12 protein-coding genes and 3 tRNA genes are annotated in these 18,985 nt (G+C 40.4%); 11 read left to right on the forward strand and 4 right to left on the reverse strand.

The genetic code is table 11. From position 1 onward, the window contains the following. Window positions 1-1,893 carry a DNA mismatch repair endonuclease MutL gene (gene mutL / locus WKT12_RS10805; RefSeq protein WP_340319686.1) on the forward strand — a complete coding sequence of 631 codons (1,893 nt, stop codon included), beginning with the start codon at window positions 1-3 and terminating at the stop codon, window positions 1,891-1,893. 108 nt (window positions 1,894-2,001) lie between these two features. On the opposite strand, the gene WKT12_RS10810 is transcribed toward mutL, so the two are convergent. Beyond that, a complete protein-coding gene (locus WKT12_RS10810; protein ID WP_021970979.1) occupies window positions 2,002-2,883 on the reverse strand; it encodes an AraC family transcriptional regulator in 882 nt (293 codons plus the stop codon). Between the two features lie 169 nt (window positions 2,884-3,052). On the opposite strand from WKT12_RS10810, the gene WKT12_RS10815 reads away from it, so the two are divergent. Together WKT12_RS10815 and WKT12_RS10820 are read left to right on the forward strand one after the other, a co-directional pair. Continuing rightward, complete coding sequence (locus tag WKT12_RS10815; protein WP_340319687.1) at window positions 3,053-4,444, forward strand: sugar porter family MFS transporter; 1,392 nt, start codon at window positions 3,053-3,055, stop codon at window positions 4,442-4,444. 75 nt (window positions 4,445-4,519) lie between these two features. Further along, entirely contained in the window at window positions 4,520-7,885 is a 3,366-nt protein-coding gene (locus tag WKT12_RS10820; RefSeq protein WP_340319688.1) for a DUF5107 domain-containing protein, read from the forward strand. Between the two features lie 203 nt (window positions 7,886-8,088). On the opposite strand, the gene yaaA is transcribed toward WKT12_RS10820, so the two are convergent. Continuing rightward, window positions 8,089-8,853 (reverse strand): peroxide stress protein YaaA, encoded by a 765-nt coding sequence (gene yaaA, locus WKT12_RS10825; RefSeq protein WP_340319689.1) that lies wholly within the window; start codon window positions 8,851-8,853, stop codon window positions 8,089-8,091. Between the two features lie 125 nt (window positions 8,854-8,978). Between yaaA and WKT12_RS10830 the strand changes: the two genes are divergently transcribed. Further along, entirely contained in the window at window positions 8,979-9,494 is a 516-nt protein-coding gene (locus tag WKT12_RS10830) for a TlpA family protein disulfide reductase (RefSeq protein ID WP_340319698.1), read from the forward strand. Between the two features lie 22 nt (window positions 9,495-9,516). Beyond that, window positions 9,517-10,092 carry a sugar O-acetyltransferase gene (locus tag WKT12_RS10835; RefSeq protein ID WP_021971723.1) on the forward strand — a complete coding sequence of 192 codons (576 nt, stop codon included), beginning with the start codon at window positions 9,517-9,519 and terminating at the stop codon, window positions 10,090-10,092. Between the two features lie 109 nt (window positions 10,093-10,201). Here the strand turns inward: WKT12_RS10835 and WKT12_RS10840 are convergent, their stop codons facing one another. Continuing rightward, window positions 10,202-11,749, reverse strand: coding sequence for a transglutaminase domain-containing protein (locus tag WKT12_RS10840; protein ID WP_340319690.1), 1,548 nt, complete (start codon window positions 11,747-11,749; stop codon window positions 10,202-10,204). Between the two features lie 174 nt (window positions 11,750-11,923). Beyond that, window positions 11,924-15,148: a carbamoyl-phosphate synthase (glutamine-hydrolyzing) large subunit gene (gene carB, locus WKT12_RS10845; RefSeq protein WP_340319691.1), complete on the reverse strand. Its 3,225-nt coding sequence runs from the start codon at window positions 15,146-15,148 to the stop codon at window positions 11,924-11,926. A gap of 130 nt (window positions 15,149-15,278) precedes the next feature. Here carB and trpS point away from each other — a divergent pair, with 130 nt between their 5' ends. From trpS to WKT12_RS10875, 6 genes are all read left to right on the forward strand, one after another. Then, window positions 15,279-16,373, forward strand: coding sequence for a tryptophan--tRNA ligase (gene trpS / locus WKT12_RS10850; RefSeq protein ID WP_340319692.1), 1,095 nt, complete (start codon window positions 15,279-15,281; stop codon window positions 16,371-16,373). 165 nt (window positions 16,374-16,538) lie between these two features. Beyond that, window positions 16,539-16,949 (forward strand): hydroxyisourate hydrolase, encoded by a 411-nt coding sequence (gene uraH / locus WKT12_RS10855; protein ID WP_340319693.1) that lies wholly within the window; start codon window positions 16,539-16,541, stop codon window positions 16,947-16,949. A 148-nt stretch (window positions 16,950-17,097) separates the two neighbouring features. After that, window positions 17,098-17,175 (forward strand) — tRNA-Val (locus tag WKT12_RS10860). 33 nt (window positions 17,176-17,208) lie between these two features. Next, a tRNA-Val gene (locus WKT12_RS10865) sits at window positions 17,209-17,283 on the forward strand. 37 nt (window positions 17,284-17,320) lie between these two features. After that, a tRNA-Val gene (locus tag WKT12_RS10870) sits at window positions 17,321-17,395 on the forward strand. A 195-nt stretch (window positions 17,396-17,590) separates the two neighbouring features. Beyond that, a complete protein-coding gene (locus tag WKT12_RS10875; RefSeq protein ID WP_224262919.1) occupies window positions 17,591-18,868 on the forward strand; it encodes a phage integrase SAM-like domain-containing protein in 1,278 nt (425 codons plus the stop codon). Window positions 18,869-18,985: the final 117 nt, after the last annotated feature.

The raw sequence follows: 18,985 nt of genomic DNA on the forward strand, positions 1-18,985 counted from the left end.
ATGAGCGATGTAATCCGTTTGTTGCCCGATTCCGTAGCCAACCAGATTGCGGCGGGCGAAGTTATACAGCGTCCGGCTTCTGTGGTGAAGGAGTTGGTAGAAAATGCCATCGACGCCGGAGCACATCACGTAGACGTTTTGGTGACTGATGCGGGCAAGACTTGTATTCAGGTCATAGACGATGGAAAAGGTATGTCGGAAACTGATGCGCGTCTGGCTTTCGAACGTCATGCGACATCGAAAATTCGTCAGGCTGCCGATTTGTTTTCTCTTCATACGATGGGTTTCCGTGGCGAGGCGCTTGCTTCGATTGCTGCGGTGGCTCAGGTAGACCTGCGTACTTGTCAGGAAGGAGAACAGCTTGGAACTCATATTTGTATTTCGGGCTCCAAGGTAGAAAGTCAGGAGGCTATAGCGTGTTCACAGGGAAGTAATTTTTCTGTTAAGAACCTTTTCTTCAATATTCCAGCGCGGCGTAAGTTCTTGAAATCGAATCAGACGGAGCTGAGTAATATTCTGGCAGAATTTGAACGTATTGCCCTGGTCAATCCTGATGTATCGTTTACACTGCATCATAATGATACGGAAATGCTGAATCTTCCGGCTATCCAGTTGCGTCAGCGTATTATGGGAGTATTCGGAAAGAAACTGAACCAAGATTTGCTGTCGCTCGATATTGAAACCAGTATGGTAAAAATACATGGTTTTATTGGAAAGCCCGAAACGGCCCGCAAGAAAGGGGCTCGTCAGTTCTTTTTTGCCAACGGGCGTTATATGCGACACCCATATTTTCACAAGGCGGTGGTCGATGCTTACGAAAACCTCATTCCGGCTGGTGAACAGGTTTCTTACTTTATTTATTTTGATGTCGATCCGGCAAATATTGATGTGAATATTCATCCTACGAAGACAGAAATAAAATTTGAGAACGAGCAGCCTATCTGGCAGATCCTGTCGGCAGCAGTAAAAGAAACGTTGGGACGCTTCAATGCTGTTCCTTCCATTGACTTTGATACGGAAGGTATGCCTGATATTCCAGCTTTTGATGCGGCTCCTACTTCGGGCGTTCGTCCTCCTTCTACTTCGTACGATCCTTCGTATAATCCGTTTAATGTGTCGTCGGTGCCTCCATCGCAGTATTCTCCTTCTTCGTACAATAAGAAGCAGCACACGGAATGGGAACCTTTGTTTCAGGGGCTGGAAAAGAACAGTATGCCTGCGTGGAATATGCCTTCTTCGCCTGTTCCTGAAGAATCGTGGAGTGAGCCTGAACAAGAACCGTCGGAACCGACATTGTATGATGAGCATCCGGATGAAAATGTAGCAGAAAAGTCGGCACAACATTATCAGTATAAAGGAAGCTATATTCTGACTTCTGTCAAGTCGGGATTGATGATTATTGATCAGCAGCGTGCTCATGTACGTATTTTGTACGATAAGTATATGAGTCAGATAGCCAATCGGAGAAATGTTTCTCAGCGTATGCTGTTTCCTGATATGGTGCATTTCTCTCCAGCCGAAGTTCCTGTGCTGGAGGAAATCATGGACGACCTGACAGCCTTGGGCTTTGAACTCAGTAATCTGGGGGGAGGCTCTTATGCCATCAATGGCATACCGGCAGGTATTGAAGGTTTAAATCCAGAAACGCTGGTGACGAATATGGTGCAGACTGCTATCGAAAAGGGCTGTAAGGTAAAAGAGGAAGTACAGAGTATGCTGGCTCTTTCGCTGGCAAAAGCTGCTGCTATTGTACCTGGACAGGTACTTACGAATGAAGAAATGAATAATCTGGTAGATGAGCTTTTTGCTGTTTCTACTCCCAATTATACTCCCGACGGCAAGGTCGTGCTTTCAGTCTTGAAAGAAGACGATTTGGAGAAGCTTTTCAAGTAAGACGGAATCAGTTGACTTGTCAAAATTGGAGTTGCATAAAATCTCTCTGTTTTTATCTTGTATTGTGATGATATAGGATAAAAATAGAGAGATTTTGTATTTCATAACTTATCCTTTGTTCCTTTTCTTGTAACTGCTGGGGCTTTCTCCTAATATTTTGATAAATACTTTTGTGAAATGATATTGGTCATAGAAACTTAGTTTGTCGGCTATTTCTTTAATCTTCATGTCTGAAAAGTCAAGAAGCTGACAGGCTTTTTGTATTTTCATGTGAGTAAAATAATTGAGAGGTGTATGTCCGGTCTTCTTTAAAAAAAGTTGTCCGAAATGTGATGGAGAGTATCGTACGCTTTCTGCAATTTCTTCCAAGGACAATTTTTTGTTGATGTTTTTTTGCATGAAACAAATGGCCTCCTGTATAATGTTACCTTTTGACGCTTTATTGACTTCTCTAAATTGAGATATAAAACGGAATGAGGCTATAAAATGCCATAGGCACAATGAAGTATACTCCAGATTTTCGATGCTATATCCTTTTTCCAGATTTTGATAGATTTCTTCAAAGAGAATAAGTCTGTCTTTGAATCGAGCATCGGGAGCATCGTCAATGTTGAATACTTTATTGTATATTGATTTGAATAGGTGGCTTTTTTCTCCGGTGAAATGAATCCAGTAAATAGACCATGGATTGCGTTCGGAGGCTGCATACGTGTGTGGTAGTCCTGCTTCGATGATGAAAAACTGTTCTTTTTCTATATCATGATGTACTCCATTCACATTGAACCATCCTTTTCCTTCTGTACAATATATAAGAATATGTTGGCTTGCTCCTTCGGGACGTGTTCTGTAGTGCCCTGAAGCTTTAGGATAGAAACCAATGTCTGTAACGTATAACAGATTGGTTATTTCATTGTTTTGTAATAGCTCAATAATTGCTGGAGGGAGTACAATAGCTCTCTGGCCTGTAAATCCATCTTTTTTGTGCTTCATAGATTGTATTTTACTTTTGCAAAAGTAATTTTTTCTGTTTGCTTTTCAAATCTCCTTTTTTCTTTTTGACGAAAAAACAAGATATTTTACATGATAACCGATGTTTCCTACATTTTTTGCCTCATGGATTCTCTGTTATTTTGTATTCGTTTAATATTAATAACTAGCTATGAATACATATAATTGTCTTTTTGTCTATTTTATTTGTTTGGTTTCAGCAATGGGAGGGCTTCTTTTCGGGTACGATTGGGTTGTCATAGGTGGAGCGAAACCTTTTTATGAAATTTATTTTGGAATATCCGAGAATGCTGGTATGCAGGCTTTAGCAATGAGTATTGCTTTGGCTGGCTGCTTGTTAGGAGCTACGATGGCGGGATTTTTGGCCGATCGTTATGGAAGAAAAAAACTATTGCAGTTTGCAGCCTTGGTCTTTTTGGTGTCTTCTTGGGCTACTGGTGCAAGTTCTGCTTTGATGACTTTTATTTTAGCCCGATTGGTAGGAGGAATAGCCATTGGCTTGGCTGCTGATTTATCTCCGATGTACATTGCCGAAGTTGCTCCGACACGGATACGTGGTAAACTGGTTACTTTAAATCAGTTGACAATTGTTCTTGGAATTTTGAGTGCACAGATTGTGAATATGCTTTTGGCCGATCCTGTATCGGAAACTGCAACTTCAAGTGATATTTTTCTGTCGTGGAACGGACAAGCAGGATGGAGATGGATGTTTTGGGCAGTGTGTATACCGTCTGGCCTTTTCTTTTTACTTTCTTTGTTTATTCCGGAAAGCCCTCGTTGGCTGGCTGCCAATAATCGGAGAGAAGCTGCTGCAAAGGTTTTGCGAACTATCGGAGGAGAAGAATATGCAAAAGTAGAACTTTTAAATTATTCTGCAGCTTCCTTTTCTTCAAGTAATCAACATCAAGGCGCGTTGTCTTTATTATTTTCTGCTAAAATGCGTAAAGTCTTAATTGTTGGTATTGTATTGGCTATGTTTCAGCAGTGGAGTGGGACTAATATTATATTCAATTATGCTCAAGAAGTATTTCAGGCAGCAGGGTATGGCATATCTGAAATGCTGATGAATATTGTAGTAACTGGCATTGCTAATTTAGTCTTTACATTTATCGCTATTTATACAGTCGAACGTTTGGGGCGTAAAACATTGATGTTAATAGGGGCAGGCGGACTGGCGGGCATTTATACATTGCTTGGCATAAGTTACTTTCTTGAGTTTAAGGGAGTGATTATGATTGTGTTTATTGTGCTTGCAATTGGACTTTATGCGATGTCCTTAGGACCGATAACTTGGGTATTGTTGTCGGAAATATTTCCTAATAAGGTACGTGGAATTGCAATGGCTGTATGTACAGCCTGTTTGTGGATAGCATCTTTCTTGTTGACTTATACTTTCCCGTTTCTAAATGCAGGTCTGGGTACAGGAGGAGCCTTTATTCTTTATATGATAATCTGTTTGGCAGGTTTCCTATTCGTTTTACGTTATGTGCCGGAAACCAAAGGGAAATCGTTGGAAGAGTTAGAAAAGGAGTTGGTAAAGTGATTATGATTTGATACTTGAAGAGCAAGATATTATACATTATTTTATGAGGTGAAACTTGTTTAGCTATTATTGCTTATGGAAAAAATAACAGAGTATTTAGTTCAAAGCACAATTAATACTTCCGAAGTAAAAGCTTGGGAGGAGATTGTAATGCTACCCACTTATGGTATAGGTAAAGAAGAAAAAAATCCTATTTTTTTGGAGAAACGTGTCTATCAGGGTAGTTCTGGTTCAGTTTATCCTTATCCGGTAATTGAAAAGATTGAAGATGAAAAACATGATTGTCCTTGGAGGGCTTTTTTTATAGAGAATGAGTATATCAAGGTGATGATTTTGCCTGAATTGGGAGGACGTATTCAGATGGCTTATGATAAGGTAAAGAAACGCCATTTCGTTTATTATAATCAGGTAATCAAACCGGCTTTGGTTGGTCTTACCGGCCCATGGATTTCTGGAGGTATTGAGTTTAACTGGCCACAGCATCATCGTCCGAGTACTTATTTGCCTACAGATTGCATGATAGAAGAATTTCCGGATGGAAGTAAAACAGTGTGGTGTAGTGAAGTAGAACGTATGTTCCGTACTAAAGGTATGGTTGGATTTACGCTTTATCCGGGCAAAGCTTATATTGAAATAAAAGCTAAGGTTTATAATCGCACTCCCTTTCCGCAGACTTTTTTGTGGTGGGCAAATCCGGCTGTTGCTGTCAATAAAGATTATTATTCTGTATTTCCGCCTGATGTGAACGCCGTGTTTGATCATGGAAAGCGTGCAGTTTCAAGTTTTCCTATTGCAACTGGGGAATATTATAAAGTAGACTATTCTGCAGGTGTGGATATATCTCGTTATAAAAATATTCCTGTACCTACTTCTTATATGGCCATTAATTCTAAATATGATTTTGTTGGCGGTTACAATGAGGATGTAGAGGCTGGACTTCTCCATGTGGCGGATCATCATATTAATGCAGGAAAAAAACAATGGACATGGGGATGTGGTGATTTTGGTCAGGCCTGGGATCGCAATCTTACAGACGAAGATGGACCGTATATTGAGCTTATGACGGGTATGTATTGTGATAATCAGCCCGATTTTACTTGGTTGCAACCTTATGAAGAAAAATCTTGGGTACAATATTTCATGCCTTATCAGAAAGTAGGTATGGTGAAGAATGCAACGCGCGATGCGCTTATCAATATTCTTCCGGAGCAAGAGGGGAGGATGAAAGTTATGCTTTATACAACAGCAGTACATCGCGAAGTGCGTATCATGCTTGTTAATGTGGAAAATGGTAAGATTTATCTTGATACCCTTACAGCTGTAGCTCCGGATAATGCCTATGAAAATACTGTAGTGTGTGATACTGTTAAACTGGAAGAACTGAAACTTACTGTTTTCGATGAAAATGGTAAAGTGCTTGTTAGTTACCAGGCTGATAAACCGGAAATTAAGCCTGTTCCGGAGCCGGCAAAAGCAGCACTTGATCCGAAGAAAATAGCCAATATGGAGCAATTGTTTCTGACCGGACAGCATTTGGAACAGTATCGTCATGCCACTTATCTTCCAATGGATTATTATATGGAAGCTCTCAGGCGTGATGAAAGTGATATTCGTTGCAATAATGCAGTGGGTCTGTTATTGTTGCGCCGGGGACGTTTTGCTGAAGCTCAGAAATATTTTGAACGGGCTGTTAAAACTCAGACGGAGCGTAATCCCAATCCATACGATGGTGAACCTCGCTATAACCTCGGGTGGAGTAAAAAAATGCAAGGCGATATAGATGGAGCTTATGATGCATTCTTTAAAGCTACTTGGAATGCAGCCTGGCAGGATGCCGGTTATATGGGATTGGCGCAGATTGACATGATTCGGGGAGATTATACAGATGGACTTGACCATATTAACCGTTCTTTGTATCGTAACTGGTTAAATCATAAAGGACGTCAGCTTAAAGTATCTTTCTTGCGCAAGATGGGCTGCTATGCTAAAGCAGAAGCACTGATTGACGAATCTCTTGTTATGGATAAATTCAATATGGGATGCCGCTTTGAATCTTATCTTCTCAATGTTTTACAGGGGAATCCTCAAAAGGCAGATGCTGTTAAGGCTGAAATGAAAACTCTTATGCGTGGGGCTGTTCATAGTTATATGGAATATGCTATCGATTATGCTTCTGCCGGTATGTATGATGAGGCTGTTCAGTTACTTTCGTTTGTGACAGAGGAAACAGAGATTACTTATCCTATGGTTTACTATGCCTTGGGTTACTTCTATTCCATGATGGGAAAGAAAGATGAGGCTGCTTTACTCTATAAGAAAGCTGAAACAATGTGTCCAGATTATTGCTTCCCGAATAAACTTGAAGAAGTTCTAATGCTTCAGGATGCAATGAAACTTAACCCTGAAGGTGCAAAGGCTCCCTATTATCTTGGAAATTTCCATTACGCAGCCCGTGTTTATGATGAAGCAATTGCTTGCTGGGAAAAATCGGCTTCTATTGATGATACCTATCCAACCGTATTGCGTAATCTGTCTTTAGCTTATTATAATAAGCAGAAGAATCCTCAGAAAGCTCTTGCAGCCCTTGAAAAGGCTTATAAACTTGATGAGTCGGACGCTCGTATTCTTATGGAGCTTGATCAATTATATAAAAAACTTCGTTATTCTCATCGTCAACGTCTTGATTTCCTTAATGCACATGCGGAGGTTGTTGAACAACGTGATGATTTATGTATCGAACGTATTACGCTTTATAATCAGCTTGGCGAATACCGGACAGCATACAATCTTATTAATGCCCGTAAATTTCATCCATGGGAAGGTGGAGAAGGTAAGGTTACAAGTCAGTATGTTTTCTGCCGGGTCGAATTGGCTAAAAAAGCTTTGGAGGAGAAGCGTTATGCAGATGCTGTCAGCTTGCTTAAAGAAACGGAGAAGTATCCAGATAATTTGGGTGAAGGTAAACTTTCTATGGCTGAGGAAAATGATATTCATTATTGGTTGGGATGTGCCTATGAAGGTCTTGGTGAAACCGAATTAGCCAAGAAATATTTTGAATGGGCGACCAAGGGTTCTGCAGAACCAGCTATTGCTTTCTTCTATAATGACCAACAGCCAGATAAGATTTTTTATCAGGGACTTGCATGGCGTAAACTAGGTGATGAAAATAGAGCTCGCAGTTGTTTTAATAAGCTTATAAAACACGGTGAACAGCATTTGTTTGATAAGGTCAAGATTGATTATTTTGCGGTGTCGCTTCCTGATTTGCTTATTTGGGATGACGATTTAAATGTTCGCAATCTTATTCATTGCAATCTTGTTATGGGACTTGGATATCTTGGTCTTGGGAATAAAGAGCAAGCACGTAAATTCCTTTCGAAAGTTGTCAATCTTGACATTAATCATCAAATTGGTGCACGGCTCCTTGCTATGTGTGGTTAATTATCGTGTAAGGTTAATGTTCTAATGGAAAGTGATGGAGATTATCTTTTCCTTTTCTATATTTTATGTAGAAAATTAATTGTTGCTTGTTGAAAATATAGAAGTTTAGATAACGTTTTATTGTTTAGAATAATAGGCTTTGAAAATTCGATTAATTAATAGAAATGAGGGTATAAATAGACTTTATATCCTCATTTTCTCTTTTATTGTAAGGTGAAAACCATATGGTCTTTTTGACTTAACGTTTCGTTGAACGTGAACCCTTCCCATTCGAAAGTTTTCAGTGCTTCTACATCCTCGATACAGTTTTTCAGGATGAAGCGTGTCATTTCTCCTCTGCACATTTTGGCATAGACAACTACTGTTGTGGGCTTACCATTCTTGTATACCATAAATTCGGGAGTGATAACCCTTACGGCTTGAGTAATTTTTTCCCAGTGAAATAGACCTTTCATTTCGGCACTTGCCAGATTGACCAAAACTCCGCCTTGCTTTTTAATTTCTGTGATGAAATAATCTGTCAGCAGGGAACGCCAGTATTCGAACATTGTTGCATCTCCATGTTCTGGCATGCGTACATCGCCCTCTAGACGATAACTTTTTATCAAATCGAGCGGGCGCAGTAGTCCGTAAAGGAAAGAGGTAATGAACAGATGGTCTTGGGCATATTTCCAGTCTTCGTCGGTAAAATCTTTCGGATTAAGACGCTTGAATACGATACCTGTATATGCAAGTAAGGCTGGAAGAGAGTGGCTTTCTGGTGAGAAGAACTCGTGATACCTGAGAACGTTTTCGGCTGCTAACTTATTGTTTATTCGTAACAGACTTGACAAATCTTTAGCACTGAACTGTGCCATGTTCATGGCATTTTCACGGGCCTCTTTTTCAAAATGGGGTATTGTTGTAAAAGGAACCTGCTGGCGGCTGCGTGCAGTCATTGTCTTAGCGCACGAAATATAAATCATCATAAGCGGTAGCTGTTTTTGTTAAAACTCATTACAAAGATACGTCCTGTAAGGGATTTTTGTTCAGAAAAAACATATATTTGTTGATGATAGCGTGAATCGTTTTATTTAAATTCTGATAATATATGATGAAATCGTTGAAAATCGGCGGCCTGATAATGGTTTTAATGCTGTTTTTTATGGGAGCGAATGCTCAGACAAGTACAGAGAAAGTGAAAATAGGTGATACAATGCCTCAGTTTACACTGAATTCGGAAGTGTATGGAACCGTTACTCCTGCCGACTTGAAGGGTAAGGTAGTTTTGGTTAGTCTGTTTGCTACGTGGTGTGGACCGTGCCAAAAGGAACTTGCCGAGGTACAGAGTACGCTTTATCCAAAGTATAAAGATAATGAGAATTTCCGTTTGCTGGTGATTGGTCGTGAGCATACTGATGCTGAACTGACTAAATATAACATTCGTAAGAAGTTTACTTTCCCGCTTTATCCGGATCCTAAGCGTGAAGTCTTTTCATTGTTTGCCGACCAGAGTATTCCACGTGCTTATTTGTTTGGCAAGGATGGAAAGTTGATATATACATCTACGGGATATACTCCCGAAGAGTTTCAGAAACTGATGAGTACTATTGAAGAAGCTTTGAAGTAATTAACTCTGGTATCGGAATGCTATGAATGAAATTGAGAAAATGAGGAACGGCTTACTTGCTGATTTCAGCTCTCCTGAAATACAGAGCAGCTTTTATCATTGTAAGAAACTGTTGGCTAAGTTTCGGGCAATGACTCTTTACGATGACGATTACCGTAAGGTACTGGAAGATCTGGTGCCGGGAATACCTGCGACATCGGTTATTCAGCCACCTTTCTTCTGCGATCACGGACATGGCATACGGTTGGGAGAACATGTGTTTGTCAATGCCGGATGTACTTTTCTTGACGGGGCTTACATTACGATAGGTGATTATACCCTGATTGCTCCAAATGTACAGATTTATACTCCTCATCATCCTATCGATTACCGTGAGCGTCGTGCTTCTAAGGAATATTCATATCCGGTGACTATTGGTAAGGATTGCTGGATTGGAGGAGGAGCTATTATTCTTCCGGGAGTGACGATTGGCGACCGGTGTATTATCGGTGCTGGAAGCGTGGTTACGAAAGATATTCCTTCCGATAGTCTGGCTGTAGGTAATCCGGCTGTTGTCAAACGGAAATTGAATACTCCGGAAAAGGAATCTGTGGATTAACTACTGTTTTTTTAGATGAAATAAAACGTGAGCTTGATATAAAACTTTCTTGCTGTGGCAAGGTGGGGGTTATATCGGACTCACGTTTATGTTATTGTAGGAAAACTATTCAACGTTTTACAGAGATTGGCAGATTATATGCTTTGCGCTTGGATTTGATTTCTTTTGCAAGTATATTGGCTTGTGTATCATCTATATGTTGATTTTTCAGCATGATTTCTATATCTTTTATCGAGTTTTCCAGTACTTGAGCTTGAGGCTGGGACAAATGGAAGTAATCATCGTCGCCATGGAAATACAGAAGTCTCAATTTTGCCAGCATCAGCTCTGACTTCAGGGCCACTATTCCCCTGAAATCATGAACAGGCAGGCTCTTGTCTTGGCTTAATTTCAGCTCTGTGCTGGAGGCTTCGATAAATGAAATTCTCTTTTCCTGCCTGAAATCATTTCCATCATAGTCGATTGAGCAGATATTGTATTTACCGTCAATGATGTCCAGAAAGAAAATCCGGTCTTTGGTATATTGTACTTTGTCTACATTGCCTATTGTTGATGCTATATTTTGTTGTCTGAGCTCCTTTATATGCTGTCCGTTGAAATCACTTTTTATGATTTTCATTTTTTCGTTTTTCGTAGATAAGTAATGCCAGTATCCGTTGGCATATATGGCTTCGGTCTTAATTATTTCTCCTTGTGTATCGAATCTTCTGATTACACATTTTTCACTGTCGAACTTGTTTCCGGAGGTTGTGTAGATTTGCTCCTGTAAATTTAAATAAGGTTTTGTATGCTCGAATGTTGTATAAAATAGTTCGTCCGAACACAGAAAATATTTATTGATGCTCGATATTGTGGTAAGATTATAGCTGCTGGCGTCATCGAATGTTGCATCTGCATTATACCAGTTGCCATCTATGTAAATTCTGTTCCATGCGTGTCCTGAGGTTCCGGGTATGGGACCTGTTACATACTCGGTTTGAATGCCTAATCCGTTTAACAATAGTGAGAGTGAAAGGCTATATCCCTGACATACGGCTTTATGAGTGATGAATGCTCCCAATGCAGAAAATGAACTATATGCCAGATTGGGATATTCTTCATTCCTTTCTCCGTAAATAATTTCTTTACACAGTTTCTGATAAAGTGTATAGGCTATTTCTGCCGGTGTCATCCGATAGTCCAACTCCATGTAGAATGTTTCGATGGCTTCTTCCATAGCTGGATAGATATCATGGATAATGGCAGGTAATACTGCGTATTGAGGAATAAAGGTTGCCAGGTACTCTGGGTGTTGTAAATCGACTCTGTAGCCGATATTTCCACTGACTTTCAGATGAAACAGGAGAGGGTTGTTTCTTATAAAACAATTGTATAGGCTATCTGCCCTATCGGAAGAAATATTGAATTCTCTGACGTCTATTTCTTTCTCTCCCTGTAGTACTCCGTTGGTTAGTCTTTGAAATAATTTTAATGCATCGGTTGGAGAGTCATTCTCTTCTTTTTCGTCTGTTCCGTCAGAATTTTCTGTGTCATCGGTAGAACCGGTTGGTACGTTGCTGGGTTCTTTAGCCTTTTCTTCCAGTTTTTCTTTTTTGCATCCGGTAAAAAACAGGCTGAACATCAGAAAAAAGAAGGCGATTGGAGTCAGTAGTTTCATAAGAATAGTATATTAATTGTGGTAATATAGTCTGTCAGGTATAATTTTATGTAACAATTTTGATTGCTTAAATGTTCTGGACTATAAATAAAAATTCCCTGTCTCCGAATTCAGGTTAATCATAATCTGAGATTCGGAAACAGGGAATATTATTTTATGAGCTTGTATTGTCGGTTATTTATATTCCTGCCAGCTCTTTATCTGTATATCTTCCTGTTTCATGCTACAGAAAGCTTCAATGAATGCTTTTGCCAGACGGGCGTTGGTCATTAATGGAATATTATGATCTATTGCTCCACGACGGATACGATATCCGTTTGTCAGCTCACGTTTGGAGTGGTTTTTCGGAATGTTGACTATCAAATCGAACTTATGCTCGGCAATCATCTTCATCACATTGTTTTCGGCATGTGGGCGTTCGTCGGGCCAGAATACAGGAGTCGTCGGTATTCCATGTGAGTTGAGGAAGGTTGCCGTACCTGCTGTTGCATAAATGTGGTAACCGTTTTTGCTCAGCATGTGACTGGCATCCAGTAAATCAACTTTCGATTTGGTAGCTCCAGAAGAGAGAAGTATCGATTGTTTCGGAATCTTATAACCTGTTGCAATCAGGGCATTGAGCAAAGCTTCGTTAAAGTCGTCACCTAAACAGCCGACTTCTCCGGTTGATGACATGTCGACGCCTAATACAGGGTCGGCATTCTGAAGGCGTGCAAACGAGAATTGTGAAGCTTTTACCCCGATACGGTCGATGTCGAATGCTGACTTATCTGGGCGGGTATATGGAGCATCGAGCATGATACGTGTTGCTGTTTCGATAAAATTGCGTTTCAAGACCTTGGAAACAAACGGGAAACTACGTGAAGCACGCAAATTACATTCTATAACTTTCACTTCGTTTTTGCGGGCAAGATACTGAATGTTGAACGGACCGGAGATATTTAATTCCTGTGCAATCCGGCGACTGATTTTCTTGATTTGTCGCGCTGTGGAGAAATAAATTTGTTGAGCAGGGAATACGAGTGTTGCATCTCCCGAGTGTACTCCTGCATATTCAATATGCTCTGAAATAGCATATTCTACTATTTCACCATTTTGTGCTACAGCATCGAATTCTATTTCTTTGGTTTCTTGCATGAACTGTGAAACAACTACCGGATATTCTTTCGAAACCTCACTTGCCATTTGCAAGAAGCGGGTAAGCTCTTCTTCGTCGTAGCATACGTTCATGGCGGCGCCGCTTAATACATACGACGGACGGACCAGTACCGGATAACCTACTTTAGCAACAAAGGCTTTTACGTCGTCCAGACTTGTCAGTTCCTGCCATGCGGGCTGGTCTATTCCTAACTGGTCGAGCATAGCCGAGAACTTGTTTCTGTTTTCGGCACGGTCGATAGATATAGGAGATGTTCCTAAAATAGGAACCGACTGGCGATAAAGTTTCATGGCAAGATTATTTGGAATTTGTCCACCTACAGATACGATTACTCCACGTGGCTGTTCCAAATCGATGACATCGAGTACGCGTTCGAATGACAATTCATCGAAGTACAGGCGGTCGCACATATCGTAATCGGTAGAAACTGTTTCTGGATTATAGTTGATCATGATTGACTTATATCCCAGCTTGCGTGCTGTCTGAATGGCATTGACTGAGCACCAGTCAAATTCTACTGATGAACCGATACGGTAGGCACCCGAACCAAGTACAACTACAGATTTTTCGTTCTTGTAGTAATTGACGTCATACCCTTCGGCACCGTACGTCATATAGAGGTAATTTGTCAGTTCCGGATGCTCGGATGCAACTGTATTGATACGTTTTACGGCTGGCAGTATGCCCAATTTCTTACGATAAGCACGTACGGCAAGATTCTCTTTTTCCATATTGCCGGTAGTTGGTTTCAAAACGAAGCGTGCAATCTGGAAATCCGAGAACCCCAATACTTTTGCTTCGCGTAGAACGTCGGCAGGAAGTTCTTCCAGTGAGTTATACGATTGCAGTTTGGCCTTATAGTCAACAATATTTTTTAGTTTACCTATGAACCATGGGTCTATTTTAGTTAAGTCGTAAATACGCTGGATATCATATCCTTCTTCCAAAGCCTGTGCAATGGCAAATATTCGTAAGTCTGTAGGGTTGGCAAGCTCGTCGTCCAGATTGTCGAAGCGTGTGTGGTCATTACCAACAAAACCATGCATGCCTTGTCCGATCATACGGAGTCCTTTCTGGATGATTTCCTCAAACGAACGTCCGATAGACATGATTTCACCAACCGATTTCATGCTGGAACCGATACGGCGTGATACACCGACAAATTTGGTTAAATCCCAGCGTGGAATCTTGCAAATTAAATAGTCGAGTGAAGGAGCTACATATGCCGAGTTCGGAGTGCCCATTTCACCGATTTCATCAAGTGTATATCCTAATGCGATTTTGGCAGCAACGAATGCCAGAGGATATCCTGTTGCTTTTGATGCTAAAGCAGAAGAACGGCTGAGGCGGGCATTTACTTCAATTACACGATAGTCATTTGTGTCGGCGTTGAAAGCATATTGGATATTACATTCTCCTACAATGCCTAAATGGCGGATGCATTGTTTTGATAAGTCTTGCAGCATGGTGACCTGATCTTGTGTCAGAGAACAAGTAGGAGCAACAACGATGGATTCACCTGTATGAATACCCAGTGGGTCGAAGTTTTCCATACTTGCAACGGTAAAGCAATGGTCGTTTGCATCACGGATTACCTCAAATTCTATTTCTTTCCATCCTTTAAGTGATTCTTCTACTAATATCTGTGGAGAGAATGTAAAGGCACTTTCTGCCAGTTCAATGAATTTTTCTTCATTGGGACAGATTCCGCTTCCCAGTCCACCAAGAGCATATGCCGAGCGAATCATGACCGGATAGCCTATACGACGTGCAGCAGTCAGTGCGTCTTTCATGTTTTCTACGGCTTGGCTGACTGGGGTCTTCATTTCTATTTCATTCAACTTCTTGACGAACAGATCACGGTCTTCCGTATACATGATTGCATCTACCGATGTACCCAGAACTTTTACACCATATTCTTTCAGTACTCCTGTCTGATACAATTCAGTGCCACAGTTCAGCGCAGTTTGTCCTCCAAATGCAAGCAAGATTCCGTCGGGACGTTCTTTCTTAATAATTTCGGTTACGAAATAAGGAGTTACAGGAAGAAAATATACTCGGTCGGCAATACCCTCCGAGGTTTGAATAGTAGCGATATTAGGATTGACTAATACAGAACTGATACCTTCTTCACGCAAGGCTTTCAGCGCCTGAGAGCCTGAATAGTCGAATTCTCCGGCTTGTCCGATCTTGAGTGCACCTGAGCCGAGCACCAGGACTTTCTTTAATTCTTTCTTCATGGTGTTTTATTAATATAGATTTATTGGTTGTCATTCATTATCTTATACATGCAAAGAAACAATTAATTTTGAAGAAAACAAAGGATTTGCTTATCTTTGCTGCTAATTAATAACTATCAAAGATATAATGATGAAAAAGGAGAAAATTATACTTACCGGCGACCGTCCTACCGGAAAATTGCATATCGGACATTATGTTGGTTCGTTGCGTCGTCGTGTAGAACTTCAAAATTCGGGACTCTACGATAAGATATTTGTGTTCGAGGCCGATGGACAGGCATTGACTGATAATATAGACAATCCGGAGAAGGTTCGTCAGAATGTGATCGAAGTAGCCCTTGATTATCTGGCTGCCGGTTTGGATCCAGCTAAATCTACTATCTTCATCCAGTCACAGATTCCGGAACTTTATGAATTGAGCTTCTATTTTATGGACTTGGTGACTGTTTCTCGTTTGCAGCGTAATCCTACTGTGAAGACAGAAATCCAGATGCGTAACTTTGAAACGAGCATTCCTGTAGGATTCTTTACTTATCCTATCAGCCAGGCTGCTGATATTGCTGCTTTCAAAGCTACTACAGTGCCAGTAGGTGAAGATCAGGAACCGATGATTGAGCAGACCAGAGAAATTGTACGTCGTTTCAATTATATTTATGGTGAAACGTTGGTAGAACCAGAAATTCTGTTGCCGGATAATGCCGCTTGTATGCGTTTGCCGGGAACGGATGGAAAGGCAAAAATGAGTAAGTCATTGGGAAACTGCATTTATTTGTCTGATTCAGCCGATGAAGTTGAAAAGAAGGTAAAGAGTATGTATACCGATCCAACTCATATTAGGGTCAGCGATCCAGGAAAACTGGAGGGTAATTGTGTCTTTACTTATCTGGATGCATTCTGTCGTCCGGAACATTTCGAGCGTTATTTGCCTGATTATCCGAACCTGGATGAACTGAAGGCTCACTATACTCGTGGTGGACTGGGAGATATGAAGGTAAAGAAATTCTTGGCAGCTATCATGCAGGAGGAACTTGCTCCGATACGTGACCGTCGTAAAATGTTCGAAAAGGATATTCCGGCAGTATACGATATGTTGAAGAAAGGTTGTGAAGTAGCTCGTGAAACAGCTGCCCAGACAATGTCTGAAGTACGTAGCGCTATGAAAATTAATTATTTCGATGATGCAGCACTTATAGCCGAACAGGCAAAACGTTTTGGTCAGGAATAATATTCAGGCTTTATAATTGAGTATAGCAGATAAGTCGCCATCCGGATATATACAGATTCTTGTATTAACCGGTTGGTGATTTTTGTTTGTATAGGATGAACAAAAAAGGCAATGAGCTGTTCCTTATTATATATGCTTATTTGTTTATCTTAAAAAACATTACTTATGAAGAAGATTGCGCTGAGTTGTATACTCTTGTTTTTGTCTTTGGGCTTTGGACTGGCTCAGGAAAATTCATATCAATTATCAAGTCATATTCTGGATATTACTCAGGGAAAACCTGCTCCTAATGTGAAAATCAGTCTGTATAAACAACAGACTGACGGAAAATGGAAAATAGTAGAAGAAAAACTGACCGATGAAAATGGACGTGTTAAGGATTTCTTAAAAGAAGATGGTACAGAGCATGATGGGGTATATAAACTTATTTATCATGTAAAACCTTATTTTGACTTGATGGGAGAAGATACATTTTATCCATTTGTAGAAGTTGCTTTCGAAATAAAGGGGAAGAGTCACTATCACGTGCCTATAACTTTATCTCCTTATGGCTATTCTACATACCGTGGAAATTGATATTAAAGGTTGGTTGCAAAGGTATCGAAGCCCTAAAAAATACTTTTTTGCTTGCTTTACGGCTGTTTTTGTAAAAAAAATGAAGCAAATATTTGCATATTCAAAATAAAGCCGTACCTTTGCAACCGCAATTGAGAACGAGAGATTGGGGCGTTTAGCTCAGCTGGTTCAGAGCATCTGCCTTACAAGCAGAGGGTCGGCGGTTCGAATCCGTCAACGCCCACCACTAAACCTACTCTTGTTTTTCAATTTACTTTTGGGGCGTTTAGCTCAGCTGGTTCAGAGCATCTGCCTTACAAGCAGAGGGTCGGCGGTTCGAATCCGTCAACGCCCACTCCCAAAAAGTATAAATGGTCAAATTTTCCCCTTTGGGGCGTTTAGCTCAGCTGGTTCAGAGCATCTGCCTTACAAGCAGAGGGTCGGCGGTTCGAATCCGTCAACGCCCACACGAGCAAAAGTCTCCTATGAGGCTGATTACTAAGGAAATAATTATTGGTTACGAGCTGATGCGTTTTGCGTCGGCTCGTCCTTTTTTGTCAAACGGCTCTTATTTGAGCCTGTTTAAATGCAAATAAGGGTGGGTTTTCTTATAACTATCTTATAACATTTCGATGCAATGCTGCCAATTTTGGAAATGAAGTATGGCAACATTTAAAGCAGTGGTGTTTCAAGGTGGCCGTCATCTGAAAAAAGATGGCACTACCAATGTTAAAATAAGGGTCTATCATAACAGTTCGGCCCAGTATATTCCTACAGAATATTTCATAGAGCCTGATTTAATGAATGAGGACGGTTCAATATCTTCATTATCAGCCAATAGCGAGAATTTGAACTATGAAATAACCAATCTGGTACAAAAGTATCGTGGCGCATATATAAAGCTTGGCAGTACCCGAACGGCAAAAATGAGCTGTTCGGAGTTAAAAGAAGAAGTATTGAAAATAGCTTCTCCTGAAAGTGAATTTATTGATTTTGTGGAATTTGCAAGAGGAATTATAACAAAAACAGTTAAAAGAAAGACTGCCAACTGGTATGAGTCATCCCTTAATGCTTTTATTGCTTTCTATGGTTCTGAGCGTATTGATGCCAAGGATATAAAATCGAAAACCTTGGAAAGTTTTAAAGAATACCTTGGGAATCGGGTAATCATAGTTAGGAGCAAAGCTGATGGAGTTGCTGATATGCAGCGGAGAATGGAGCCGGGTACAGTCAATAATTACCTTCGCGGTATCCGTTCTTTGTATAATAAAGCAAGGAAGCATTTCAATAATGAAGATTATGATATAATACGTATCCCGAACAATCCTTTTTCCCGTGTTGTGATACCGGAGTATATACGGAAACGGAAAAGCCTGCCGATAGATGCCATTAAAAGGATTAGGGATGCCCGGTTTGATAATCCACGTACAGCCATGGCACGTGATGTCTTTATGATGTTGTTCTACCTGATGGGTATTAACATGAAAGATTTTTTCTCTTTGGCCAACGAGACTTACGGCAGGGTTGAATATAGGCGCTCAAAAGAGACGACGATAGACAACAAGAGTTATGTACCTTTATCTGTAAGGGTGGAACCGGAGTTGCGCCCTCTGCTTGATTATTATAGCAATGGTACATTCTTGTCTTATTTCCGTATGAGATATACCGACTATAATAATTTCCTGAAAGCGGTCAATAAGGAGCTGAAGCTGGTTTCCAAGCAGCTTGGATTAGGGGTACAACTATCTACCAACTGGGCCCGCCATAGTTGGGCAAGTATAGCAAGAAATAAAGCCGGGATAGCCAAAGCGGATGTTGATTTTTGCCTTGGGCACGTGAACAATGATTTTAAAATGGCAGATATCTATATTGATATTGATTATTCCATTTGCGACAAGGCAAATAGGGCTGTTTTGGACCTTTTGAAGAAAAATGAATAAAAAAAGTCTGAAAAAGTTTGTTGTGAAATAAACTCTTTCTATATTTGCACCGAGCAATTGGTTACGAGCTGGATAAAATACTATATTTATCCGGCTTTTGTTGTTTATAACATATTG

The sequence above is a fragment of the Phocaeicola sp. HCN-6420 genome (assembly GCF_037890145.1).
Classification (GTDB): Bacteria; Bacteroidota; Bacteroidia; order Bacteroidales; family Bacteroidaceae; genus Phocaeicola.